At 69.9% G+C, this 24,127-nt stretch carries 24 protein-coding genes; 10 read left to right on the forward strand and 14 right to left on the reverse strand.

The window, feature by feature from the left end; genetic code table 11:
- Positions 1–132 precede the first annotated feature (132 nt).
- Positions 133–1,335, reverse strand: coding sequence for a glycogen synthase (glgA, locus tag ACTIMO_RS05270; protein WP_448181704.1), 1,203 nt, complete (start codon positions 1,333–1,335; stop codon positions 133–135).
- A gap of 132 nt (positions 1,336–1,467) precedes the next feature.
- On the opposite strand from glgA, the gene glgC reads away from it, so the two are divergent.
- Entirely contained in the window at positions 1,468–2,712 is a 1,245-nt protein-coding gene (gene glgC, locus ACTIMO_RS05275; protein ID WP_157365956.1) for a glucose-1-phosphate adenylyltransferase, read from the forward strand.
- A gap of 133 nt (positions 2,713–2,845) precedes the next feature.
- Here the strand turns inward: glgC and ACTIMO_RS05280 are convergent, their stop codons facing one another.
- From ACTIMO_RS05280 to ACTIMO_RS05290, 3 genes are read right to left on the reverse strand one after another with little or no spacing between them, the layout of a single operon-like run.
- Positions 2,846–3,697, reverse strand: coding sequence for a transglutaminase family protein (locus ACTIMO_RS05280; protein WP_422391843.1), 852 nt, complete (start codon positions 3,695–3,697; stop codon positions 2,846–2,848).
- Positions 3,694–4,620, reverse strand: a complete 927-nt coding sequence (locus ACTIMO_RS05285; protein ID WP_448181705.1) for an alpha-E domain-containing protein — start codon at positions 4,618–4,620, stop codon at positions 3,694–3,696. Before ACTIMO_RS05285 ends, ACTIMO_RS05280 begins: the two co-directional genes overlap by 4 nt.
- A gap of 51 nt (positions 4,621–4,671) precedes the next feature.
- Positions 4,672–6,240: a circularly permuted type 2 ATP-grasp protein gene (locus ACTIMO_RS05290; protein WP_448181706.1), complete on the reverse strand. Its 1,569-nt coding sequence runs from the start codon at positions 6,238–6,240 to the stop codon at positions 4,672–4,674.
- Positions 6,241–6,357: 117 nt separating this feature from the next.
- On the opposite strand from ACTIMO_RS05290, the gene pepN reads away from it, so the two are divergent.
- Positions 6,358–8,958: an aminopeptidase N gene (gene pepN / locus ACTIMO_RS05295; protein ID WP_448181707.1), complete on the forward strand. Its 2,601-nt coding sequence runs from the start codon at positions 6,358–6,360 to the stop codon at positions 8,956–8,958.
- On the opposite strand, the gene ACTIMO_RS05300 is transcribed toward pepN, so the two are convergent.
- From ACTIMO_RS05300 to ACTIMO_RS05315, 4 genes are all read right to left on the reverse strand, one after another.
- Positions 8,943–10,019 (reverse strand): lipoate--protein ligase family protein, encoded by a 1,077-nt coding sequence (locus ACTIMO_RS05300; RefSeq protein WP_448181708.1) that lies wholly within the window; start codon positions 10,017–10,019, stop codon positions 8,943–8,945. The genes pepN and ACTIMO_RS05300 overlap by 16 nt on opposite strands.
- 160 nt (positions 10,020–10,179) lie before the next feature.
- Positions 10,180–10,437, reverse strand: coding sequence for a type B 50S ribosomal protein L31 (locus tag ACTIMO_RS05305; RefSeq protein WP_055773464.1), 258 nt, complete (start codon positions 10,435–10,437; stop codon positions 10,180–10,182).
- A gap of 113 nt (positions 10,438–10,550) precedes the next feature.
- The gene (locus tag ACTIMO_RS05310; RefSeq protein ID WP_448181709.1) at positions 10,551–11,384 is read right to left on the reverse strand and encodes a TrmH family RNA methyltransferase; all 834 of its coding nucleotides are present in this window, start codon (positions 11,382–11,384) and stop codon (positions 10,551–10,553) included.
- 40 nt (positions 11,385–11,424) lie between these two features.
- On the reverse strand, positions 11,425–12,210 hold the full coding sequence (locus ACTIMO_RS05315) for an ABC transporter ATP-binding protein (RefSeq protein ID WP_448181710.1): 786 nt from the start codon (positions 12,208–12,210) through the stop codon (positions 11,425–11,427).
- 92 nt (positions 12,211–12,302) lie between these two features.
- Here ACTIMO_RS05315 and serB point away from each other — a divergent pair, with 92 nt between their 5' ends.
- Positions 12,303–13,184: a phosphoserine phosphatase SerB gene (gene serB, locus ACTIMO_RS05320; protein ID WP_448181711.1), complete on the forward strand. Its 882-nt coding sequence runs from the start codon at positions 12,303–12,305 to the stop codon at positions 13,182–13,184.
- Positions 13,185–13,406: 222 nt separating this feature from the next.
- On the opposite strand, the gene ACTIMO_RS05325 is transcribed toward serB, so the two are convergent.
- On the reverse strand, positions 13,407–14,156 hold the full coding sequence (locus ACTIMO_RS05325) for an SDR family oxidoreductase (protein ID WP_448181712.1): 750 nt from the start codon (positions 14,154–14,156) through the stop codon (positions 13,407–13,409).
- Between the two features lie 67 nt (positions 14,157–14,223).
- On the reverse strand, positions 14,224–14,961 hold the full coding sequence (gene fabG, locus ACTIMO_RS05330; protein ID WP_448181713.1) for a 3-oxoacyl-ACP reductase FabG: 738 nt from the start codon (positions 14,959–14,961) through the stop codon (positions 14,224–14,226).
- Positions 14,962–15,170: 209 nt separating this feature from the next.
- On the opposite strand from fabG, the gene ACTIMO_RS05335 reads away from it, so the two are divergent.
- The 3 genes from ACTIMO_RS05335 to ACTIMO_RS05345 are packed head-to-tail and all read left to right on the forward strand — an operon-like array spanning position 15,171 to position 16,710.
- Entirely contained in the window at positions 15,171–15,596 is a 426-nt protein-coding gene (locus ACTIMO_RS05335) for a DUF3099 domain-containing protein (protein ID WP_055773478.1), read from the forward strand.
- On the forward strand, positions 15,589–15,882 hold the full coding sequence (locus ACTIMO_RS05340) for a hypothetical protein (protein ID WP_422391833.1): 294 nt from the start codon (positions 15,589–15,591) through the stop codon (positions 15,880–15,882). Before ACTIMO_RS05335 ends, ACTIMO_RS05340 begins: the two co-directional genes overlap by 8 nt.
- Positions 15,883–16,710, forward strand: a complete 828-nt coding sequence (locus tag ACTIMO_RS05345; protein WP_422391832.1) for an SURF1 family cytochrome oxidase biogenesis protein — start codon at positions 15,883–15,885, stop codon at positions 16,708–16,710.
- Positions 16,711–16,730: 20 nt separating this feature from the next.
- On the opposite strand, the gene ACTIMO_RS05350 is transcribed toward ACTIMO_RS05345, so the two are convergent.
- A complete protein-coding gene (locus ACTIMO_RS05350; RefSeq protein WP_422391831.1) occupies positions 16,731–17,123 on the reverse strand; it encodes an MmcQ/YjbR family DNA-binding protein in 393 nt (130 codons plus the stop codon).
- 216 nt (positions 17,124–17,339) lie between these two features.
- On the opposite strand from ACTIMO_RS05350, the gene ACTIMO_RS05355 reads away from it, so the two are divergent.
- Positions 17,340–18,695 carry an ice-binding family protein gene (locus tag ACTIMO_RS05355; protein ID WP_448181714.1) on the forward strand — a complete coding sequence of 452 codons (1,356 nt, stop codon included), beginning with the start codon at positions 17,340–17,342 and terminating at the stop codon, positions 18,693–18,695.
- Positions 18,696–19,013: 318 nt separating this feature from the next.
- Here ACTIMO_RS05355 and ACTIMO_RS05360 read toward each other — a convergent pair whose 3' ends face one another.
- Positions 19,014–20,612 (reverse strand): ABC-F family ATP-binding cassette domain-containing protein, encoded by a 1,599-nt coding sequence (locus tag ACTIMO_RS05360; RefSeq protein WP_055773488.1) that lies wholly within the window; start codon positions 20,610–20,612, stop codon positions 19,014–19,016.
- Between the two features lie 171 nt (positions 20,613–20,783).
- Here ACTIMO_RS05360 and ACTIMO_RS05365 point away from each other — a divergent pair, with 171 nt between their 5' ends.
- The 3 genes from ACTIMO_RS05365 to ACTIMO_RS05375 are packed head-to-tail and all read left to right on the forward strand — an operon-like array spanning position 20,784 to position 22,828.
- Positions 20,784–21,413: a biotin transporter BioY gene (locus ACTIMO_RS05365; protein WP_448181715.1), complete on the forward strand. Its 630-nt coding sequence runs from the start codon at positions 20,784–20,786 to the stop codon at positions 21,411–21,413.
- 27 nt (positions 21,414–21,440) lie between these two features.
- Positions 21,441–22,163 carry an energy-coupling factor ABC transporter ATP-binding protein gene (locus ACTIMO_RS05370; protein WP_448181716.1) on the forward strand — a complete coding sequence of 241 codons (723 nt, stop codon included), beginning with the start codon at positions 21,441–21,443 and terminating at the stop codon, positions 22,161–22,163.
- Positions 22,160–22,828: an energy-coupling factor transporter transmembrane component T family protein gene (locus ACTIMO_RS05375; protein ID WP_422391827.1), complete on the forward strand. Its 669-nt coding sequence runs from the start codon at positions 22,160–22,162 to the stop codon at positions 22,826–22,828. Before ACTIMO_RS05370 ends, ACTIMO_RS05375 begins: the two co-directional genes overlap by 4 nt.
- Before the next feature lie 102 nt (positions 22,829–22,930).
- On the opposite strand, the gene ACTIMO_RS05380 is transcribed toward ACTIMO_RS05375, so the two are convergent.
- Both ACTIMO_RS05380 and sufC read right to left on the reverse strand, forming a co-directional pair.
- Positions 22,931–23,260, reverse strand: a complete 330-nt coding sequence (locus ACTIMO_RS05380; protein WP_055773495.1) for a metal-sulfur cluster assembly factor — start codon at positions 23,258–23,260, stop codon at positions 22,931–22,933.
- A gap of 51 nt (positions 23,261–23,311) precedes the next feature.
- Positions 23,312–24,079, reverse strand: coding sequence for a Fe-S cluster assembly ATPase SufC (sufC, locus tag ACTIMO_RS05385; protein WP_448181717.1), 768 nt, complete (start codon positions 24,077–24,079; stop codon positions 23,312–23,314).
- Positions 24,080–24,127 lie beyond the last annotated feature (48 nt).

The following is a 24,127-nucleotide window of genomic DNA, read 5'->3' on the forward strand; positions in this document are numbered from 1 at the left end:
GCCCCCCCCCCCCCCCCCCCCCCCGGGGGGGGGAACCGGCTGCGCACGGGCTTCATCGCCTCCCGGGCTCGGCCCGGCGTCGAAGGATCCGCACCGGTGACCACGCAGGCGGCGATCACCGGGCCGCGACGGCTAGAGGACGCTCCGGTACACCTCGAGGGTCGTCTCGGCGATTGATCCCCAGTCGAAGTGGCGTTCAGCACGCTCCCGTCCCGCTGCGCCCATCTCCCGGGCCCGTCCGGGATCACCGACCAGGGCGTTCAGCGCGGCTGCGAAATCCGCGACGAAGCGCTCGGCGTCCAGCGGGGTCCCCGTACCGTCCTGCACCTGCTCCAGCGGCACCAGGGTGCCGGTCACGCCGTCGTCGACGACCTCCGGGATCCCCCCGGTGGCCGAGGCGACGACGGCTGCGCCGCACGCCATGGCCTCGAGGTTGACGATCCCGAGCGGCTCGTAGATGGACGGGCAGGCGAAGACGGTGGCGTGGCTGAGGATCTGGACGACCTCGCGCCGCGGCAGCATCCTCTCGATGAGGATCACGGAGTCCTCACGACCCCGCTGCTCGCGGAGGGTGCGGATGAGCACCTCGGTCTCCGCGGCCAGCTCCGGGGTGTCCGCAGCGCCGAGGCAGAGCACCAGCTGGACCTCGGCGGGCAGGTGCACTGCTGCGCGCAGCAGATACGGGACGCCCTTCTGGCGGGTGTTGCGTCCGACGAAGACGACGCTGGGCCGGCCCGGATCGATGCCGTGGGCCCGGAGGGCGTCGTCGTCCTCGTCCCGCGTCCAGGTCGCCACGTCGATGCCGTTGTGCACCACGTGCACCTTCGCCGGGTCGACGTCCGGGTAGCTGCGGAGGATGTCGGCGCGCATTCCGGCCGAGACGGCGATGACGGCTGCCGCGGCCTCGTAGGAGGTCTTCTCGGCCCACGAGGAGAGCGCGTAGCCGCCCCCGAGCTGCTCGGCCTTCCAGGGGCGCAACGGCTCCAGGCTGTGGGCGCTCAGCACATGCGGGATGCCGTGCAGCAACGAGGCGAGATGCCCGGCCATGTTCGCGTACCACGTGTGGGAGTGGACGAGGTCCGCCCCACCGATGCCGTCGAGCATCTGCAGGTCCGTGCCCAGCGTCTGCACCGCCGCGTTGGCCTGCGCGAGGCCTTCCGGCACCCCGTAGGAGAACACGGCCGCGCCGTGGTAGTCCCCGGGACGCGGCGTGCCGAACGCGTGCACCCGCAGGTCGACCTGCGGCGCGAGCACCCTACTGAGCTCGGCGACGTGCACCCCCGCGCCACCGTAGATCTCGGGCGGGAACTCCTTGGTCACAATGTCTACTCGCACCGAACCAACGTAGTGCAGTGCGGCGGAGTCCTCTAGTGTGAAGTGACCGGAGGGGTTCCGGAACGCGGACCTACGCTTGATCGACCACCGGTCGTGGACGCAGAACACTCGAGGAAGAGCGGGGGGTCACCAGTGGCACCGAAGAAAGTACTTGCCGTGGTCTTGGCAGGCGGAGAAGGCAAGCGGCTCATGCCGCTGACCGCGGACAGGGCCAAGCCGGCCGTCCCGTTCGCGGGGAGTTACAGGCTCATCGACTTCGCCCTCTCCAATCTCGTCAATTCCGGCTACCTGCAGATCGTGGTGCTGACGCAGTACAAGTCGCACAGCCTCGACCGCCACATCTCCGAGACCTGGCGCATGTCCACCCAGCTGCAGAACTACATCGCGTCCGTCCCGGCGCAGCAGCGACGCGGCAAGAGCTGGTTCCTCGGCAGCGCCAACGCCATCTACCAGTCGCTGAACCTGATCCACGACGCGCAGCCCGACATCGTCGTCGTGATCGGCGCCGACCACGTCTACCGCATGGACTTCGAGCAGATGGTCGACGCCCATGTGAGGAGCGGGGCATCCGTGAGCGTCGCGGCCGTCCGGCAGCCGATGAACCTCGTGGACCAGTTCGGCGTCATCGAGACAGCGCAGGACGATCCGGGCAGGATCGCGGCCTTCGTCGAGAAGCCGGACTCCACCCCCGGCCTGCCCGACGACCCGAACAGCTTCCTGGCCTCGATGGGCAACTACGTCTTCACGACGGACGCGCTCGTGAAGGCACTCGAGGACGACGCCGCACGGCTGGACACGAAGCACGACATGGGCGGGGACATCATCCCCTACTTCGTCGAGCGCAACGACGCCGCGGTGTACGACTTCACGCAGAACGACATCCCCGGGGCCACCGACCGGGACCGGCAGTACTGGCGCGACGTCGGCACCATGGACTCGTACTACGACGCGAACATGGACCTGATCTCGCCGCTGCCCCTGTTCAACCTGTACAACCTGCAGTGGCCCATCTACACGCGGCAGAGCGTGTCCCCACCCGCGAAGTTCGTCCGCAGCTCCTCGGGCCAGTCCGGCGAGGCGCACGACTCCATCGTCTCCGCGGGCGTGGTCGTGTCCGGTGGCGCCGTCCAGAGCTCCATCCTCGCGACCGACGTCTTCATCGCGGAATCGGCCGAGGTCACCGGGAGCGTGCTCCTCGACAAGGTCAACGTCGGAGCGGGCGCCGTGGTGCGCCGGGCCATCATCGACAAGAACGTCCGCATCCCCGCAGGGGCGACGATCGGCGTGGATCCGGAGCTGGACCGGCGCCGGGGCTTCTCCGTCACGGAATCGGGACTGACGATCGTCAGCAAGGGACAGGCCGTGGAACCGGCCTGATCGGACAGCCGACGCGCCGGCACGAGGCGCCGTCAGAGCGAGAGCCCCGGCGTCCGCCGGGGCTCTCGCTGTGTCAGGACCCCACGTGACCGGATCCGACGTGACCGGATCCGACGGCCGGTAGCACGGCCGGCTACGCGACGCGCGTGATGGCCACCGTGACGTTCAGGGTTGATCCGCCGCCGCCGGACAGGATGCCCTTCAGCGGCGATACGTCCCGGTAGTCACGCCCGCGGGCCACGGAGACGTGGAAATCGCTGACGGGCCCGCTGTTCGTCGGATCCCAGCCGCGCCATTCGCCGTCGTACCACTCGACCCAGGCGTGGGACTGTCCGGCGACCGTCTCACCGACGGCCGCCGAGCGGCGCGGATGCAGATAGCCGGAGATGTACCGGGCGGGGATGCCGAGGCTGCGGAGCGCTCCGATCGCGACATGGGCGAGGTCCTGACACACACCCTTCCGCTCGGCCCACGCGTCCTGCGCGTTGGTCTGGACGCCCGTGGCCCCCTGCACGTAGTCGATCTCGGACCGCAGCCGGTCGAACACCGCGCGCGCGGCCTCGTGCGGGTCGAGGCCGCGCGCGGTCTCCGCCACGAGCTCCCGCACCTCGTCCCCGGGCTCGCTGAGCGCCGTCTGGCCGAGCCAGTCGGCGAAGTCGTTGGTGAGGGCCGGTGAGGCGAGGTCCTCCCAGGAGAGGATGTCGCCCTCGGCCGGGACGCGCTCCGTCCGACTGACCTCGACGGTGGAGACCGCAGTGACCTCGAGATGCTCGTGCGGCACGTGCACGTCGAAGGACGTCACCCTGGTGCCCCAGTAGTCGCGGTAGGTGGCGACGGCGGCACTGGACGGGGTGACCTTCAGCGTCGACTCGAGCACCACCTGCTGGGGATCGGTCAGCGGCGTCATGCGCGCCTCGTTGTAGGACAGGGACACCCGGCGGAGGTAGTCGTAGCCGGTGCGGTGTTCGATCAGCAGGCGTGTCATGAGACCTCTCCGACCCAGGGCAGCTCGTCGGCCTGGGAAAAGTACGTACGGGACACGGCGTCGGACGCCTTGGCGCAGGCCTTCTGCACGCGGTCCATGTGCTCGGGCAGCTCCGCCATGAGGTCCCGCGTCTGGTGGAACTCGAGGAAGGTCCTCGCCTGACCGACGATCCGGCTGGCGTCGTTGATGAAGCCGACACGCTGATAGGCCGGATTGAGCTGGGTCAGGCACTTCTCCGCGTCACTGAGCGCGTACACGATCGATCGCGGGAAGAGCCGGTCCAGCAGGAGGAACTCCGCTGCCTGCTGGTCGCCGAAGGCCGCCCGCCGGGTCCGCAGGAAGGACTCGTAGGCGCCGGCGCACCGCAGCATGTTGACCCAGGACAGTCCGGCCGCGTGGACGTCGTGGGTCGAGAGCATGCGCGCGGTCATGTCCGCCCGCTCGAGACTGCGCCCGAGCACGAGGAACTGCCAGCTCTCGTCGTGGCTCATGGTCGTGTCGGACAGGCCGCGCACCATGGCGGTGCGCTCCACCACCCAGTGGCAGAAACGGTAGGTCCCGACGACGTCCTTGCGGTGCTGGGTGAGGCCGTACCAGGTGGTGTTCAGGCTCTCCCAGACGCTGCTGGAGACGGTCTCGCGGGCCCGCCTGGCATTCTCGCGTGCGGCACCGAGCGCGCCGGCGATCGACGTCGCGCTCGTGCGGTCGTACGCAAGTGCCTGGAGGAGGTCCGAGAGCTCCAGGTCCTGCTTCTCCGGGCGGCTGCCCATGACGCCGAGCAGCTGGCGCGACGTCTCCCGCTGCTGCGGGAGCGGCATCTGGTTGAGCCGTTCGAGGTGCACGTCGAGGATGCGCGCGGTGCCGTCGGCCCGCTCCACGTAGCGGCCGATCCAGAAGAGCGATTCAGCGATGCGGCTGAGCATGGGTCCTGCCTTTCCGAAGGGGTGCTGGGACGTCCGGCGCTGGAAAACGGGTCATTGCTGCTGCTGTTCCGACTGCTTGTCCTGCCAGTTGGTCTCGATCGGCCACACGCTGGTCCGTTCCCGCACGCTGACGGAGGGCCGCTCGGCGGGGACGCTGCCGTCCGCGGGGCGCCGCACCTCGCCGTCGACCACCCACGTGTCCTTCGAGCCGCCGCCCTGGCTCGAGTTGACGATCAGCGAGCCCTCCTTCATGGCGACGCGCGTGAGCCCGCCCGGCAGCACCCAGACGTCCTCGCCGTCGTTGACCGCGAACGGGCGCAGGTCCACGTGGCGCGGGCTGAACTGGCCGCCGGACATCGTGGGCACGGTCGAGAGCTGCAGGACCGGCTGGGCGATCCAGCCGCGCGGGTCCTCGAGCACCTTCGCGCGCAGCGCGTCGAGTTCGGCCCGGGTCGCGTCCGGCCCGATCACGAGGCCCTTGCCGCCGGAACCGTCGACGGGCTTGACGACGAGTTCGTCGAGGCGGTCCAGCACCTCCTCGCGCGCGGGGGCGTCCTCGAGGCGGTAGGTGTCCACGTTGGCGATGATCGGGTCCTCACCCAGGTAGTAGCGGATGAGGTCCGGCACGTAGGTGTAGACGAGCTTGTCGTCCGCGACACCGTTCCCCACCGCATTGGCGATGGTGACCATCCCGGCACGTGCGGCGTTCACGATGCCGGGGCAGCCGAGCACGGAGTCCGCACGGAACTGCAGGGGGTCGAGGAACTCGTCATCGATCCGCTTGTAGATGACGTCGACACGCTGCTCCCCCGCCGTCGTCCGCATGTACACACGGTTCCCGCGGCAGATGAGGTCGCGGCCCTCGACGAGTTCGACACCCATCAGCCCCGCCAGGAGCGTGTGCTCGAAGTAGGCGGAGTTGAACACTCCAGGGGTGAGGACGACGACGGTGGGGTCGTCCACGCCCGGAGGCGCCGTCTTCCGGAGGGCTGCGAGGAGACGTCGCGGGTACTCCTCCACGGGGCGGATGTGCTGCTGGCCGAACGCCTCCGGCAGGCCCTTGGCCATGGCCCGGCGATTCTCCAGCACGTAGCTGACGCCGCTCGGGACCCGGACGTTGTCCTCGAGCACCCGGAAGGTGCCCTGCTGGTCGCGGACGACGTCGATGCCCGAGATGTGCACGCGCACGCCGCCCGCCGGGCTGAACCCGGCGACCTCCCGGTGGAAATGGGCGCTCGAGGTGATCAGCCGGCGGGGGATGACACCGTCGGCCACGACCGCCATCTTGTCGTAGACGTCGCCCAGGAACGCCTCGAGGGCTCGTACCCGCTGGGCGACACCGCTCTCGAGGACGTCCCAGTCGTCCCCGGCGATCACGCGCGGCACGATGTCCAGGGGGAAGGGCCGCTCCTCCCCGGCGAAATCGAAGGTGACGCCGCGGTCGAGGAAGGTTCGCGCCATGGAGTCCGCGCGGGCCGTCACATCGGCCAGGTTCAGGGCATCCAGGGCTGCCGCCACCTGGCCGTACTCGGTACGCGGTGACTGCCCGACATCGAACATCTCGTCGAACGCGGGCGTCTTGCGGGCGGCGGCTGCATAGTCAGCGAAGAGCTCGGACATGGGTCAACAGTGCCATGGATGACCCCGCCGGACACAGCCGTACACACCGCCTCCGTCACCGTTAACCTCCCGGAAACAGCCGCTGGGCCCCCTGCGGGCGCGTGGTTGAATGGCCGGATGGAGAACGAGAACCTGAGCCGGGACGAGGCGGCCGCCCGATCGGCGCTGCTGCGGACCGAGACCTACGCCGTCGAACTGGACCTCTCCGAGGCGCGGGACGCCCGGGAACGGACCTACCGGACCACCACCACGGTGGTCTTCACCTGCCGGGAGCCGGGTGCCTCGACCTTCCTCGACTTCATCGGCGACGTCACCGCCGTGGAGCTCAACGGAACGGCCCTCGACCCCTCCTCCGTCCGGGACGGAGCCAGGATCCACCTCGAGGCACGTGCCGGGCGGAACACGGTCACGGTCACCGGCCAGGCGCACTACAGCTCCAGTGGCGAAGGGCTCCACCGCTTCGTCGACCCCGCCGACGGCGAGACCTACCTCTACACGCAGTACGAGCCGGCCGACGCGCGCCGCGTCTTCGCCACCTTCGAGCAGCCGGACCTGAAGGCGTCCTTCTCCTTCACCGTGCTGGCCCCGAGTGGCTGGACGGTCGCCTCCAACGGCAGCGAGAGCGCCAGGGAGCAGGTCTCGGACACTGCGGCGCGCTGGACCTTCGCGCCGACCGAGCGCATCTCCACCTACATCACCGCCGTGCTGGCGGGACCGTACCACCGGGAGACGGACGTCTGGACCGGTACGGCCGGCACGGCGGGAGAGGGCCTCAGCATCCCGTTGGCCCTGTACAGCCGCCGCTCCCTCGCCCCTGCGTTCGATGCCCCGGAGATCTTCGACACCACCAGGCGCGGGCTCGATTTCTTCCACACCCTCTTCGACTACCCCTACCCGTTCGGGAAGTACGACCAGGCCTTCGTCCCCGAGTACAACCTCGGCGCGATGGAGAACCCCGGGCTGGTGACCTTCACCGAGAGCTACGTGTTCCAGTCGGCCGCGACCGACGCCCAGCGCGAGGCACGCGCGAACACGATCATGCACGAGATGGCGCACATGTGGTTCGGCGACCTCGTGACCATGACCTGGTGGGACGATCTCTGGCTGAAGGAGTCCTTCGCCGACTACATGGGGGCGCTCGCCGTGGCGGAGGCGACCCGGTGGAGCACGTCGTGGGTCAGTTTCGCGAATCGCCGCAAGTCCTGGGCCTACGTGCAGGACCAGCTGCCGACGACGCACCCCATCGTCGCCGATATCACCGACCTCGAAGCCGCCAAGCAGAACTTCGACGGCATCACCTACGCGAAGGGCGCCTCGGTCCTGAAGCAGCTCGTCGCCTTCGTGGGTCGGGACGCCTTCACCGACGCGGCCCGCCGGTACTTCCGCCGGCACGCGTACGGGAACACCACGCTGGCCGATCTGCTCGACGTGCTGGCGGAAGCCACGGGCCGCGACCTGACCGCCTGGTCGCGGTCCTGGCTGCAGACCTCGGGGGTCCCCGCGCTGCGCGCCGAGGTCGCGGTGCAGGACGGTGTCCTCACGGACGTGACCGTGGTCCAGGACGCCGTGGACCCCGTGACCGGCATCGACGAGTACCGGCCGCACCTCGTGCGCGTGGGCCTGTACGCGTTCGACGACGACGGCGCCCTCGTCCGGTCGGGATCCGAGGAGGTCACGGTCGACGGCGGACGCACGCGGGTCGCCGCACTGGTCGGTGTCCGGCAGCCGGACCTGCTGCTGGTCAACGACGACGACCTCACCTACGCCAAGCTGTCCTTCGACGAGCGATCGCTCGCCACGCTCCTGACCTCGATCGACCGGCTGCAGGATCCGCTGGCCCGCGCAACGTGCCTCACCGCGCTGTGGTCGAGCACGCGCGACGCAACCCTGCCCGTGCCGTCCTACCTGGACGCCGTCATGCTCGCCGCACCGGCTGAGACCGGCGTCGGGGTCCTCCAGGTCCTCCTCGCCAATGTCCGGACGGCCATCGGCAGCTTCGCACCCGCTTCCGAACGACCCGGGCTGTGGGAACGCGTGGGCGCCTTCCTCTGGGACGGCCTGCGTGGCGCGGAGCCGGGCTCGGACCTCCAGCTCGCCTGGGCGCGGGCGCTGGCTGCCACGGCGCGCTCGGCCCCCGCGGCGGCGGACCATCTGCGTTCGGTGCTCGACGGCGAGGAGAAGGTGCCGGGCCTGCGGCTCGACGCCGAACTGCGCTGGTTCTTCCTCCAGGGCCTCGCCGCGCAGCAGCGCGTCCTGCCCGGGGAACTGGAGGCGGAGAAGAGCGCGGACCCGACGGCGTCAGGACGGGTGGGCTTCGCGCTCGCGTCGGCCGCACTGCCCGACGCGGCGATCAAGAAGGCCACGTGGGACGAGGCCGTGCACGGGACGCGTCTGTCCAACGACCTCCTCAGCGCCGCCGTCGAGGGGTTCATGCTGGGGTCCCGGGACCTGCTCGGGGCGTACGAGGAGCCCTACTTCGCAGCGCTGCGCGACGTCTGGGCGACCCGTGGCATCGAGATGGCCAGCAGGATCGTGCGCGGACTGTACCCGGGTCACCAGGACCTCGAGGGTGAGCCCGCGGACCACTCCGTCGTCGTCCGGACCGACGACTGGCTGGCCGCCAACGCCGAGGCGCCCGCCGCGCTCCGCCGCATCGTCGTCGAGGAACGGGACCACCTGCTCCGCGCACTGCGCGCACAGGCTCAGGGGACGCGGTAGAGCCACTCCTCGGTTCCGAACTTCCGCTCCACGAGGTCCTCGGCCCGCTGGAGCTCGGTGGCGGACAGGGTGGCGTCCACGGCTCCGTAGCGCCGGCGGAACGTGGAGATCATCACCTGGATGATCTCCTCGCGGGTGATCCCGGTCTGTCGCCGCAGCGGGTCCACCCGCTTCTTCGCGCTGCGCGTGCCCTTGTCGGACATCTTCTCCTTGCCGATCCGCAGCACCTCGAGCATCTTGTCCGCATCGATGTCGTAGCTCATGGTGACGTGGTGCAGCATCCCGCCGTTGGCCAGGCGCTTCTGCGCGGCTCCCCCGATCTTCCCGAGGTCCGTCGCGATGTCGTTCAGGGGCTGGTACCACGCGGTGATGCCCAGCTTCTCCAGCGCCTCCATCACCCATGCGTCGAGGAAGGGGTAGGACTCGGCGAAGCTGAGGCCGTCCACGAGGGACTGCGGGACGTACAGCGAGTAGGTGATGGCGTTCCCGTGCTCCATGAACATGGCGCCTCCGCCGCTGATCCTCCGGACCACCGTCACGCCGTGGCGTTCCGCTCCGGCCGGATCCACCTCGTTGCGCATCGACTGGAAGCTCCCGATCACCACCGACGGGGACTGCCACTCCCAGAAGCGCAGGGTCGGGTTGTGCGCGCCCGTGCCGACGTCGTGCGTCAGGACCTCGTCCATGGCGACGTGCATCGCCGTGGACAGGGGCGTCGGCGGGATGATCTCCCACTGGTGGTCAGCGAAGCCGGTGGCCCGCCCGAGTGCACGGCGGACCGCCGTCGCGATGGCCTCGGCCGAGAACCCGAACAGGACCGCCGACGGGTCGAGCCGTGCGGTGACGGCTGCGGCGATCTCACCCGGTGCCGTGTCGGCGGGCAGGCCCTCGAGGGCGGCATTGATGTCCAGCAGCGCCTCGTCCGGTTCCAGGAAGAAGTCGCCGTTGACCGAGACCCCGGACAGCCGACCGTCGCGGACCGCGAGGTCGACGGCCGTGAGCTTCCCGCCCGGTGTCTTGAACTCGCCGTGCAGGCCGTCGGCGTCGGGGTGCTGGGCCATGGTCTGGTCCTCTCGTGTCGATCCGGCCGCGGCGGTCGGTACCGGCCGGCGGTCGGGGTGCTTCTCCTGGGTTAACGCAGCAGGAGCCGCGCCGGACCGGCGTGGCTCCTGCTGGTGGACCAGGGCATGCGCCCTCGGTCCGTGTCCCGTCGGGGACGTCCTACTTCTTGCCGCCGAAGCCCTTGAAGCGGGCGTTGAAGCGCTCGACGCGACCGGCGGAGTCCATGATGCGCTGCTTGCCCGTGTAGAACGGGTGCGACTCGGACGAGATCTCGACCTCGATGAGGGGGTAGGTGTTGCCGTCCTCCCATTCGATGGTCTTCGCGGAGCCGACCGTGGACTTGGTCAGGAACGCCTTGTCGGAGGCCAGGTCGCGGAAGACGACGGACTGGTACTTGGGGTGGATATCAGACTTCACAGGACTACCTTCTCTGGTTGCCTGGATTTTGCCAGGCACGGGACGTACGAAAGGGTGGCGGATGCGCCAGCTGTCCATACTAGCGCAGCCCGTGGCGGGCGGCTAAACGGCGGCTAGACGGTGGAGGACGCCGACGGCCCTGCCGGCGCGGAGCGGCACTCCCAGAAGGCGACGGCGGCAGCGGCGGCGACGTTCAGCGAGTCCACCCCGCCGTGCATGGGGATGGTGAGGGCGACGTCGGCTGCACCGAGGGCGTCCGCGCTCAGTCCGTCGCCCTCCGTCCCGAGGAGCAGGGCGAGGCGCTCGTGGTCGCGGCCGGCGAAGGCGTCGAGGCTGACGGCGCCCGGCACCAGCGCGAGCGCGGCGATGGTGAAGCCGGCGGCCCGGACCTCGGCGAGGTCATCGGGCCAGGAGGCGAGCCGGACCCAGGGAACCTGGAAGACACTGCCCATGCTGACCCGGACGGCCCTGCGGTACAGCGGGTCCGCGCTGCGGGGGCTGAAGAGGACCGCGTCGATCCCGAGGGCCGCCGCCGAACGGAACACCGCTCCGAGGTTCGTGTGGTCGACCATGTCCTCGATGATGGCGACACGGAGCGCGGTCGCGAGCACGTCGCCCAGGGTCCGGCCCGGCGGACGGTTCATCGCGGCCAGCGCACCCCGGTGCAGGTGGAAGCCCGTGATCGCTTCGAGGGTCGATTCAGGGGCGACGAACGCGGGCGCGGCGGGGAAGCGGCCGACGACGTCCTCGAGGTCAGGCAGCCACTTGGGGGCCAGCAGGAAGGACCGGGGAGCATGCCCCGCGTCGATCGCCCGGCGCAGGACCTTCGAGCTCTCCGCGATGTAGAGGCCTTCGGCGGGTTCCCTGGCGAGCCGCAACTGGACGTCGGTCAGGTTCCGGTAGTCGGCGAGCCGGGGGTCATCGACGGAATCGAGGTGGACCAGCATCAGGACCCCGGGGACGGAGAGCCTGCCGCGGTGCGGCAGGTCACGCCCGCGCGACCGCGCTGTAGCGGCCGTTCTCCTCCGTGACCTTCAGCGCGACGTCGAACGCGGCGCTCAGGTTGTCCTCGGTGAGGACGTCGGCGAGGGGTCCTGCGGACACGACCTTGCCGTCGCGCAGGAGGAGGGCGTGGGTGAAGCCGGGCGGCACCTCCTCGAGGTGGTGCGTCACGAGGACCATCGCCGGCGCGTCCTCGTCACGTGCCAGGTCCGTCAGACGGCGCACGAGGTCCTCGCGTCCCGCGAGGTCGAGGCCAGCGGCGGGTTCGTCCAGGAGCAGCAGCTCGGGATCGGCCATGAGTGCCCGCGCGATCTGCACGCGCTTGCGCTCCCCCTCGCTCAGGGAGCCGAAGGAACGGTTCATGTAGCGGGACATGCCCCACGTGTCCAGCAGGCGGAAGGCCCTGCGCTCGTCGAGGCGCTCGTACTGCTCGCGCCAGCGGCCGGTGACGCCGTAGGAGGCGGTGACGACGACGTCCAGCACGGTCTCGTGGTCGGGCACCTGCGAGGCGAGGGCCGCCGAGGCGAGTCCGATCCGCGGCCGGAGTTCGAAGACATCGACGGCACCCATGACCTCGTCGAGGATCCCGACGATGCCGCGCGTGGGGTGCAGCCGTGCGCCCGCGAGCTGCAGCAGTGTGGTCTTGCCCGCCCCGTTGGGGCCCATGACGACCCAGCGCTCACCCTCGCCGACCTGCCAGTTGATCCCGTCGAGCAGGGTCTTGCCACCCCTGACGAGGCTCACTCCCGCCAGTTCCAGAACGTCACTCATGGTCCTAGACACTAGGCTAAGGAGCGGCTTCGTGGCGAAACCACCGGCCTTTCGGGAGAGGCGCCGACCGCGGCGGGACAGGAGCGTACGGAGTGATCAAGGCACGGGTGGTCGCCTGGGCGGCGCGGCTCGACGACGCCCACCGCGACGGGCTGGCCACAGGACTCGAGCGCGCCGGCGCCGTCGTCGAGGTCGGGTCCCTGCACCGCGGCGCGACGTACGACGTCCTGACCCTGGAGGTGCGGGCCGGAGACCTCGACGCGTCGTTGCGGACCGGACTGGCCGCGTGGAGCGCGGCCTCCGGCATCGGCGCCGCCCTCGTACCGGAACCCGTCTATGCGCCCGCGCGCAAGCTGCTCATCATGGACGTCGATTCCACGCTCATCAAGCAGGAGGTCATCGAACTGCTCGCGGCCCATGCGGGACGCGAGGCCGAGGTCAGGGCCGTGACGGAGGCAGCGATGCGGGGCGACCTCGACTTCTCGCAGTCCCTGCACCAGCGGGTCCGTGCGCTCGAGGGCCTGCCCATGTCCGTGATCGACGAGGTGGTGTCCCGGATCGAGCTGAGCGACGGTGCGGAGCAGCTCGTCGCCGCCTACCGGGACGCCGGCCATGTGGTCGGCGTGGTCTCCGGCGGGTTCTCCCAGGTCCTCGCGCCTGTGGCGGAGCGGCTGCGCCTGTCCTTCGCGCGCGCCAACGAGCTGGGGCTCCAGGACGGGATGCTGACCGGCCGGGTGTCCGGCGCCGTCGTGGACCGTGCGGAGAAGGAACGCGTCCTGCGCTCGGAGGCGGAGCGTGCAGGGGTCCCCCTGGCCTCGACCATCGCGGTGGGTGACGGCGCCAACGACCTCGACATGCTCGCGGCCGCGGGACTCGGCGTGGCGTTCAATGCCAAGCCGGCCGTGCGTGCGACCGCGGATGTCGCGCTGGACCTGCCGGACCTCGACGTCGTCCGCCACCTGTCAGGACTCTGACAGGGCTGCAGCGCCGGACCTCGGACCGGCGCAGACGGCCCGGATCCTGCGGCGGACAGCGGCCCGGAACGAGCACGCTGCGATCCGCGCGGCGCGGCCAGCGGCCTGTGCTGCTCGGCCCCGCGCGGCCGGCGACCCGACGACGCCCATTCCGCGTCGGTCCGCGGTCACGCTGCGACCGCCCGCCCCGAGCCGGCCGCAGCGTCCCGCCGTGGGTGGACGTCAGCTCTTGGCGAGGAAGTCCTCCGCACCGCCGACGTACTCGGTGTGTCCGGTGGCGATGTCGGCCGTGGCCATCCGGACGATCTCCGTGGCGAACTCCGCCACGGAGTACAGCCGACCGGCTTCCTGGCGGCGGGCCTCGATGGCGCCGGGGGTGGCGCGGTCCAGCAGCGTGGCCGTCACCGTCCCCTCGATCATGTCGCCGGACACGACGACGAGCGAGATGCCCCTGGCCTCGAGGTCGGGTATGAGTGCGCGGAGCGCGTCCTCGCCCGCGCGCTTGCTGCGCGCAACCGGCTCGTAGGCATCCATCGTCTCGACCTTCTCGATGAAGTGTGCCTGGTGGCTCGTGATGAAGACCACGCGGGAGCCGGCCGGCATGACCTCTACGGCTGCGGTGAGCATGGCCACCTGCGCGTCGCGGTTGAGCCGGAGTGCGTAATCCTCCCCCATGGAGGTCTCCATGCCCCCGGACGCGTTCAGCACCAGGAGGTCGAGCCCACCGAAGGTCGAGACGGCGGCGTCGACGAGGGCCGCCGGGCCCTCCGGCGTGGTGAGGTCCGCGCCCACGGCGACGGCTTTGCCGCCGGCTGCCTCGATGCCGGCGACGACCTTCGTGGCGCGCGGTGCCTTCTGCCGGTAGTTGACGACGACGGCAGCGCCCTGCGCTGCGAGTTGCTGGGCGACATCGGCGCCGATGCCGCGCGACGAGCCGGTGACGATTGCAGTGGTTCCCTCGAGGGTGGACATGGTGCTCCTTGTTCTGGGGGCTGGTGCGGAAAAGGGTGCTTCGGGTGGCCGGGGCGAGCCTTCTGCGTCAGTGCCCCATGCCGAGGCCGCCGTCGACCGGGATCACGGCGCCGGAGATGTACCCCGCGTCCTCACCGGCGAGCCAGGACACGACACCGGCCACCTCCTCCGGCGAGGCGAACCGGCCGGCCGGGATGGTGGCGAGGTAGCTCTTGCGGGTGTCCTCGTGAAGTTCCGCCGTCATGTCGGTGTCGATGAACCCGGGCGCGACGACGTTGGCCGTGATGCCGCGCGAGCCGAGCTCCCGCGTGAGGGAGCGGGCGATTCCGATGAGCCCCGACTTGGAGGCCGAGTAGTTGATCTGTCCGGGCGCGCCGTACAGGCCGGTCACGCTCGAGATGAGGATCACCCGACCCCGGCGGAGCCGGATCATGCCACGGGAGGCGCGCTTGACCACACGGAAGGCACCGGTGAGGTTGGTGTCGATGACATCGGTAAAATCGCTCTCCGTCATGCGCAGGAGCAGCGTGTCCCGCGTGATGCCGGCGTTGGCCACGAGGACCTCCACCGGACCGTGCTCGGCCTCGACCCGGGTGAAGGCGGCGTCGATCTGCTCCTCGCTGGTGACGTCGGCCTTGACGCCCAGCATGCCCTCGGGAATGTCACCACTTCGGTAGGTGATGGCAACCTTGTCGCCGTTGGCTACGAATACCTTGGCGATGGCCAGTCCGATCCCACGGTTACCCCCGGTGATGAGGACGCTGCGGCCGGTGGCCGTCGTCGTGTTGTCTGCACCAGATGCCACGGGAAGAACTCCTCTGTCTGCGGGCCGGAAAGGGGTCCGCGTTGTCCGTATCGACGATCGTCGCGAGCGATCCGGCGGGGATGTACCGCGTCCCGCCGGCCCCGTCCGCGCATGTCCGTCGAACTATCCCGACGATCCTATCGGCGCATCCCTCGACTTCGGGAACGAAGCCCGAAGTGAGACAATAGAGGGAGTCTCTTTGGAGTGTGATGAGTAAACAAACGAAGCACAACACAGACGTCCACAGCATCTCAGACGCACGTGAATCACACAGCGATGAAATGCGAACCCGAATGATCCGCTACACGGTCTCGATGAGTATCCGCCTCGTCTGCTTCATCCTGGTCTTCGTCGTTCCCTACGGCTGGCTGTCCTGGGTCATGATCGCGGGCGCGGTCTTCCTGCCGTACTTCGCGGTCGTGGTCGCCAACGGCGGCGGTGACACGAGCAACATCCGGCACAGCGATGCGCTGATCGACCGTGCGCCGGTCCGCGAGATCGAGGCGAAGGTGGTCGACGCCGGTCCCGAGGACGACGACGACATCCTGAGTGGCGAGATCGTCGACGACAGCGTCGACCCTGCCCATCACGGATCACGCGCGGCGCGCACCGGAGGACCGGGCACGGATGCCTGACGTATCACCGCTCCCCCGACCCGCGGTCACCCCGACCGCGGGTCTCGGTCTGTTCGGTGTGCACCCGGCACCCGGCGACGCTCCGGTCTGCTCCCGCAAGGGATGCCGCGAGCGGGCCACCTGGCAACTGCTCTGGAACAATCCGCGGATCCATGCACCCGGGCGACGCAAGGCCTGGGCCTCCTGTCCCGAGCACGTGACGTGGTTCGAGGAGTACCTGCGCGAGCGCGGGCTGTGGAAAGAGACGCTGCCCCTGACCGCCGGCCGGCCGATGGGAGCCCGCTAGATGTACCGGTTCCTCTTCTCCGCACGCTGGTTCGGCTGGCTCGCCATGGTGATCGTGCTGGCAGCCGGCTGCGTGGGGCTCGGCCGCTGGCAGCTCGACCGGCGGGAGGCCGTCGTGGAGGACATCCAGCGCATCGAGGCGAATTACGACGCGGCGCCCCAGCGCTACGTCCCGGGCGAGAACGGCTTCGACAGGTACGACCCAGCACGCGAGTGGACCCCCGTGACCTTCATCGGTACCTATGACGTGGACAACCAGGTCGTGGCACGGAACCGTCCCCTCAACGGCCAGCCCGGATACGAGGTGCTCACGCCGTTGCGGCTCGACGACGGCACGGCCGTCATCATCGACCGCGGCTGGCTGCCGATCGGGAACATCGAGGCTGGCCGGCCCGATGAGATCCCGGCCCCTCCGTCCGGGCAGGTCGAGGTGACCGCGAGGATGAAGCCGGGTGAGCCGGCCGTCAACCGCGGAGCGCCGGAGGGCCAGGTGGCGTCGATCGACCTCGTCGCGCTGTCCGACCGCCTCAACTACCCACTGCAGGACGCGGCCTACGGACTCCTCGCGCTCGAGCGGCCAGGAGCCGCAGTCACGCCCGTCGCGGCCCCCAAACCGTCGATCGACGAGGGCCCGCATCTGTCCTACTCCCTGCAGTGGTTCGCCTTCGGGGTCCTGGCCTTCGTGGGCCTCGGGTACGCAGCCCGGCAGCAGCGACGCAGCAATGCCGAGCTGGACGGGACCGCCCCCGACCTGCCGACGCGGCAGCGCCGTCGTCCCTCGTCCGAGGAGGAGGAGGACGCCATCCTCGACGCACAGGGGATCCGCTAGCTCCGGATGCCGGGCTTCCGTCAGCGACGGAGCCAGCCGAGCGCAGCACGCTGGACCACGGGCAGCGACGAGACGACGAGGTCGTAGGAGTCCTCGATCAGGTCGCGGAGCATCTCCTCGTCCAGGGCGCCGTCGAGACGCACACCGTTCCAGTGCTTCTTGTTCAGGTGCCATGCGCCGGTGATCTCCGGATGGGCGGAGCGGAGCTGCACGGCGAGGGCGGGGTCACATTTGAGGGAGATGGAGAGCGGTTCCACCTCCACCCGGACGAGGGCGAAGATTCTGCCCGGGCCGGGCGGTGCGGCCCGTCCAGGGACCCGCACCCGGAACACGGCGATCTCCGGGCCGAACGGATAGTCCTCATAGGCACCGGTGAGTCCCAGGCAGGCGGCCCGGAGCCATTCGACGTCCATACGGCCACCCTAGTCCTGACGTCCGTGACTGCGCCGCCGGACCGGTGGAAAGTCGTCCGAGAAACGTCGGAGCTGATCGGTTCGACAGCCCCCTGAGGAGTTATGCTGACGGACCCTCGTGCTGATCACCTCGTGACCTGATCCGAGATCATCCCTTCTGGATACTCAGCAGTGCGATCGCGCTTTCGGCCCCGCCCCTCCGCTGGAAGGCGAACCTTGAAAAGCAGCAGTACAGCACGCCATGCCCACTCCCGCCCGAGCCGACGGGCGCCCGGCGCCCTGGCGGCGGGGGCGCTCGTCTTCACGCTGCTGGCCACGGCCAGCGGCCCCTGGTCGGCGTCCGCCGCCGAAGCCCCCGTGGGCCTCGGCACGGCCGGGTCCTACTCCGTCCTCGGCGGTGAGACCGTCACCAACACCGGTCCCACCACCCTCACCGGCAACCTCGGCGTCAGCCCCGGGTCCGCGATCACGGGCTTCCCGCCGGGCGTCGCGTCCGGAACGATCAATACCGCGAACGCCGAAGCACTTCAGGCGCAGTCCGACGTCGGGATCGCCTACGACGACGCCGCGAGCAGGGCCCTCACCGAAAGCGTTGCGGGCGATCTGGTGGGGCGCACGTTCCCTGCGGGCGTCTACAACTCCACCGGCCCGCTGGCGCTCAGCGGCACGGTGACCCTCGACGCGCAGGGCGACCCGAATGCCGTCTTCATCTTCCAGGTCGCGTCGACGCTCATCACGGCGTCCGCGAGCAACGTCGCCCTCATCGGCGGGGCCAGCGCCTGCAACGTCTTCTGGCAGGTCGGTTCTTCCGCGACCCTCGGGACCGCTTCCTCCTTCACGGGCACGATCCTCGCCCTCAGCTCGATCGCGGTGACGACATCCGCCACCGTCGACGGCCGGGCGCTCGCGCGGACCGGTGCCGTCACCCTCGACGACAATGTCTTCGTCACCGACTCGTGCGCCGCCGTACCGACGGCGGAGCCCACCGGGAGCCCCAGTGCGACGCCGACCGCCACGCCGACCGTGCCCCCCACGGCCACGCCGACGGTCACGGCCACGCCGACGCTCACACCGACACCCACGGCCACTCCCACTGCCACACCGACACCTACGGCCACTCCTACTGCCACTCCGACGGCCACTCCTACGCCGACGCCCACTGCCACGGCCACGCCGACACCCTCCCAGCAGCCGACCGCTCCCCAGCCGACGACCGGTCCCTCCGACGCGCCCGGCGCACCGATCCTGCCGGGCACTGGGGACGGTACCGGTGGTTCGGGCGGCACGGGCGACGGCTTCGGCGGATCGGGCGGTCTGGGCGGCGGCACCGGTGGTTCGGGCGGTATCGGCGGCGGCTCCAGCGGGTCGACCGACGATACGGCCGGCGGCGGCAGCAGGTCGCTCGGCATGAATCGCGGGACGAACGTCCAGACCTCGGCCACTGTCGCGGGCCCGTCGACGCCATTCACTCCGACGTTCGCCGGCGCTGCCCTGCTGTGCGCGGTCGCCGCGCTCGGCTCGCTTAAGGACGTGGGAATCAGGCGCACGGCGCGATCGCACCGCCGGCACTGACCCGCATCGGGCCACGGACCGGGCGCATCATCCGTCCGGCGTCGCGGCTGTTCTCGGGCCCCAGGTCGGTCGACGTCGGCCCGGACAGACCTGTCCACCGGTGCGAGGGTGCGGCCTCCGGGCCCACCCTCGTCCCTGTGGGTCCGCCGTCTCGGCTCAGCCGGTGACGGCGAGAGCAGCCGCTGACCTGTTGTTCCCCGCCGGTGGTTCGCCGCCGGTGGTTCGCCGGCGGTCGTTCCGCGGTCGATGGATCCATGTCACCGGCGCGTCCGTTCCGCGGACCGCCGCCGGGTGACGCGGATCAGGCCACCTGACGGATCAGGCCAGGGTGACGAGCTCCAGGTAATCCTGGTTCCAGAGGTCCTCGACGCCGTCGGGCAGTAGCACCACCCGCTCGGGGTCGAGCGCATCGACCGCACCCTCGTCGTGACTCACCATCACCACGGCACCGCTGTAGTTCTTCAGCGCCCCGAGGATCTCGGCGCGGCTCGCGGGATCGAGGTTGTTGGTGGGCTCGTCCAGGAGCAGCACATTGGCCGAGGAGGCGACGATCGTGGCGAGGGCCAGGCGGGTCTTCTCACCACCGGACAGCACTCCGGCCGGCTTGTCGACATCGTCACCCGAGAAGAGGAACGAGCCGAGGATGCCGCGTACTTCGGCGTCCTGCATGTCGGGGGCCGAGGACTTCATGTTCTCGAGCACGGAGCGTTCCGTGTCGAGCGTCTCGTGCTCCTGGGCGTAGTAGCCGACCTTGAGACCGTGACCGGCGATGACCTTGCCGGTGTCCGGCGTGTCGACGCCCGCGAGCATGCGGAGCAATGTCGTCTTGCCGGCTCCGTTGAGCCCGAGGATGACCACCTTGGAACCGCGATCGATGGCGAGATCGACGTCGGTGAAGATCTCGAGCGACCCGTAGGACTTGCTGAGCCCCTCGGCCGTCATCGGGGTCTTGCCGCAGGGCGAGGGCTCGGGGAAGCGGAGCGCCGCCACGCGGTCCGAGGCGCGGACGGCGTCGAGCCCGCCGAGCAGCCGCTCGGCCCGCTTGGCCATGTTCTGCGCAGCGACGGCCTTCGAGGCTTTCGCGCGCATCTTGTTCGCCTGGTCCATGAGGACCTGCGCCTTCTTCTCCGCGTTGGCGCGCTCGCGCTTCCGCGCGCGCTCGTCCGTCTCGCGCTGCAGCTGGAATCGCTTCCAGCCCATGTTGTAGATGTCGATCGTGCCGCGGTTCGCGTCGAGCTGGAACACCTTGTTGACGGTCGCCTGCAGCAGTTCCACGTCGTGGCTGATCACGATCAGGCCGCCCTGGTGGTTCTTCAGGAATTCACGCAGCCAGGTGATGGAGTCGGCGTCGAGGTGGTTGGTGGGTTCGTCGAGGAGCATCGTCTCCGCGCCGGAGAAGAGGATCCGCGCCAGCTCGACCCGGCGGCGCTGGCCGCCCGAGAGCGTCTTCAGCGGCTGGTTCAGGATGCGCTCCGGCAGGGCGAGGTTGGAGGAGATGGCCGCGGCCTCGGCCTCTGCCGAGTAGCCGCCACCGGCGAGGAATGCCGCCTCGATGCGGTCGTAGCGGGCCATGGCCTTGTTCCGCACCGACGTCTTCTCGCTCGCCATGTCCTCCTGCGCCTGGCGCAGTTCGGTCACGACGGCGTCCAGGTTCCGGGCGGAGAGGATGCGGTCCCGGGCGAGCTGCTCCATGTCGGGCGTGCGCGGGTCCTGGGGGAGGTAGCCGATCTCGCCGGACCGGGTGACAGTGCCTCCTGCGGGCAGCGACTCCCCCGCCAGGACCTTGGTCAGCGTCGTCTTGCCTGCGCCGTTCCGGCCCACGAGGCCGATCTTGTCGCCCTTGTCCACGCGGAAGGACACCTCGTCCATGAGCAGGCGAGCGCCGGCCCGGAGCTCCAGGTTCGATACGTTGATCACGGTCAGGGCCTTTCGATGGTGTGCCTGAGACGGCGGTTTGTTGTAGGAATCCCACAAGGGATCCCCTGGTGACCGGCGCTAGTCTCGGTACAGAAGCAGTTACGGCTGGAGGAAGTCGACAAATCACCGGAGCAACCGGTGCGACTCCGGCCCGCTGGAGGAGCGTGTGCCATGCAGCCGACCGAGAAGACCTCTCCCGGACCTGTCACCGACGGCCGTCCGTCGTCCCGCAAGCGGTGGGACACCACCGATCTCTCGCTGGTCGCGGTCTTCGCCGCCCTCATCGCCGCCCTTGCAATCGTACCCGGTATCCCGGTCGGCCCGCTCGGCGTGCCGATCACCCTGCAGACGCTCGGCGTCATGCTCGCCGGAGCGGTCCTGGGTCCAGGGCGCGGGACCGCCGCCGTCCTCCTGTACCTCGCCGCCGGACTGATCGGCCTCCCCGTGTTCAGTGGCTTCAGCGGCGGCTTCGGCGTCCTCGCCGGACCGTCCGCCGGCTACCTCATCGCCTTCCCGCCGGCGGCACTCGTCGCAGGACTGCTCGCCAGGGCGGTCCTGCGCAGTGCCACCCGTTTCCGCGCCGTCCTGCTCTTCCTCGCGTGCGTCGTCGCGAGCCTGTCGACCATCCATCCGCTCGGCGTGGCGGGGCTCATGGTGAACGCCGAGCTGTCCCTCCGTGACGCCGTCCTCGTCGACGCCGCATACCTGCCGGGTGATGTCGTCAAGAACGTCCTCGCGGCCCTCCTCGCGGTGTCGGTGCATCGCGCCTTCCCGCGGCTCCTCGCCCGACCCCGTGCCTGAGCGCCCCGACTGCCGAGCCCGCCGACGATGATCGAGTTCATCGGAGCGGCAGTGCGGTCGGACGACGACCGGCGCACGCTGCTGCACCCGCTGACCCTGTCCCTGGTGGAACGACGGATCTCCGTCATCGGCGCCAACGGCTCGGGCAAGTCGACCCTCCTCCGCCTCGTCAACGGATTGCGGCTGCCCTCGCAGGGGCGGGTCGAGGTCCTCGGTCGGGACACCCGGAAGGCCGGCAGCACCGTCCGCAGATCGGTGGGGTTCGTCTTCACCGATCCACTCTCGCAGCTGGTGATGCCCACGGGACGCGAGGACGTCGAGCTGTCCCTCCGGACCCGCAAGCTGCCTGCCGCGGAGCGCCGGCTGCGCGCCGGCGAGGTGCTGCGGCACTTCGGCCTGGAGCACCTCGCCGACCGCAGCATCTACGACCTCTCCGGCGGTGAACGGCAGATCCTCGCCCTCGCCGTGGTCCTCGCGGTCGAGCCGCACATCCTCCTGGCCGACGAACCGACCACGCTGCTCGACCTGCGGAACGACAGGGCCGTGCGAGCCCTGCTCGCCGGCCTCGGGCAGCAGGTGGTGTTCACCACCCACAACCTCGACTTCGCCCGGGAGGCGGAGCGTACCCTCGTCATCGACGGCGGACGGGTGGTGTTCGACGGCAGGCCCGACGACGCGGTGTCCTTCTACCGGGCGTTGTCCGCCCAGCCCGACGGCGGCCCGGCGGGCGACGGACACCTCCTGCCGTGAGGGGATTCGGCAGCACGCTCGGCCTGTACCGTCCGGGAGCGGGCCTCCTGTACCGGTTGCCGCTTGCACCGAAAGCGGCGGCGTCACTCGGTTGCGCGATCGCCGTCGTCGGGTGGGGTTCCGTGCCCACCACGAGCACCGTCCTGGTACTCGCGCTCGCCGGCCTGCTGATCGGCGCCCGACAATCCGTGCTGCAGACGGCGCGGATGCTGCTTCCGGTGGCCCCCGTGCTCGGGATCCTCGCGCTCTACCAGGGCTTCTCGCAGGGCTGGGTCCAGGCGTTCGTCGTGGTGGGCGGGATCGCGGGATGCCTCCTCGCGGCGCGGTCGGTGACGCTGACGACTCCCCTGCAGGTGCTGCTGGACGGCACCGCGTCGCTCGCCCGCCCGTTCCGGCGACTGGGCGCCGACCCGGAACGCTTCGCCCTGGCCCTGTCCATCATGCTGCGGAGCATCCCCTACCTCGCAGGCCTGTTCGTCGACGTCCGGGAGGCAGCACGCGCCCGGGGCCTGGAGCGGAGCCCCCGGGTCGCGGTGACCCCGCTGGTCCTCGGCGCCGTCGCCTACGCGCACCGGACGGGTGAGGCGCTGGCCGCCCGGGGGCTGGGTGAGCACGACGACGAGGAGGACGACCGCGGGCAGGACCACGGGAGCGTCGTCGGATGAAACCGCCGGGTCCGCAGAAGGGCGGTCCCGGTCGTCGCCGGAACCGCCCTCCATGTCCATCACGCCCGTCTGCAGCCGACATCGGCAGCCGGCGTCGGACGATCAGATGTTGAAGCCGAGTGCCCGCATCTGGTCGCGGCCGTCCTCGGTGATCTTCTCGGGACCCCACGGCGGCATCCACACCCAGTTGAGGCGCCACTCGTCCACGACGCCGTCCAGCGCCTGGCCGACCTGCTCCTCGAGCACGTCGGTCAGCGGGCAGGCCGCCGTCGTCAAGGTCATGTCGATCAGGAGGGCACCGTCCTCCGCGTACTTCAGGCCGTAGAGGAGGCCGAGATCGACGATGTTGACGCCCAGCTCGGGGTCGATCACATCACGGAGCGCTTCCTCGACGTCGCCCAGCGCGGTCTGCGCCTGCTGCACATCAGTCATCGAACTGTTCCTTTCGCGTATCCCGACGGCGGTCGGGAGATCGGAGTGGTCCTAGGCCTCGACCGGAGTCTGGGCCGTGAACCGATCGTAGCCCTCGGCCTCGAGCTGGTCGGCGAGTTCGGGCCCGCCCTGCTCGGCGATGCGACCGGCGACGAACACGTGGACGAAGTCCGGCTTGATGTAGCGGAGGATCCGCGTGTAGTGCGTGATGAGGAGCGTGCCCATCTCGCCCTTCGAGTGCTCACGGTTGATACCCTCGGAGACGACCTTCAGGGCGTCGACGTCGAGGCCGGAGTCGGTCTCGTCGAGGATGGCGAACTTGGGGCGGAAGAGCTCGAGCTGCAGGATCTCCACGCGCTTCTTCTCACCACCGGAGAAGCCCTCGTTGACGTTGCGCTGGGCGAAGTCCGCATCGATGCGCAGCTGGGCCATGGCGGTCTTGACGTCCTTGGTCCAGTGGCGGAGGCTCGGCGCCTCGCCGTCGAGGGCGGTCTTCGCGGTCCGCAGGAAGTTGGTCATGGTGACGCCCGGGACCTCGACGGGGTACTGCATCGCGAGGAAGAGGCCGGCACGCGCACGCTCGTCGACGCTCATGGACAGGACGTCCTCGCCGTCGAGCGTGATGGAGCCGCTGTCCACCGTGTAGCGGGGGTGGCCGGCGATGGTCGACGCGAGGGTCGACTTGCCGGAGCCGTTGGGCCCCATGATGGCATGGGTCTCGCCCGTGTTGATGGTCAGCGTGACGCCCTTGAGGATGGGGACATTCCCCTGCTCGGTGTCGATGCTGACGTGCAGGTCCTTGATTTCAAGTGTGGACATCGTGTTCTTTCTCCTTCGCCTGCTGGTGCAGGAAGAGTGCAGGAAGTA

Source organism: Arthrobacter sp. CP30, assembly GCF_053470025.1.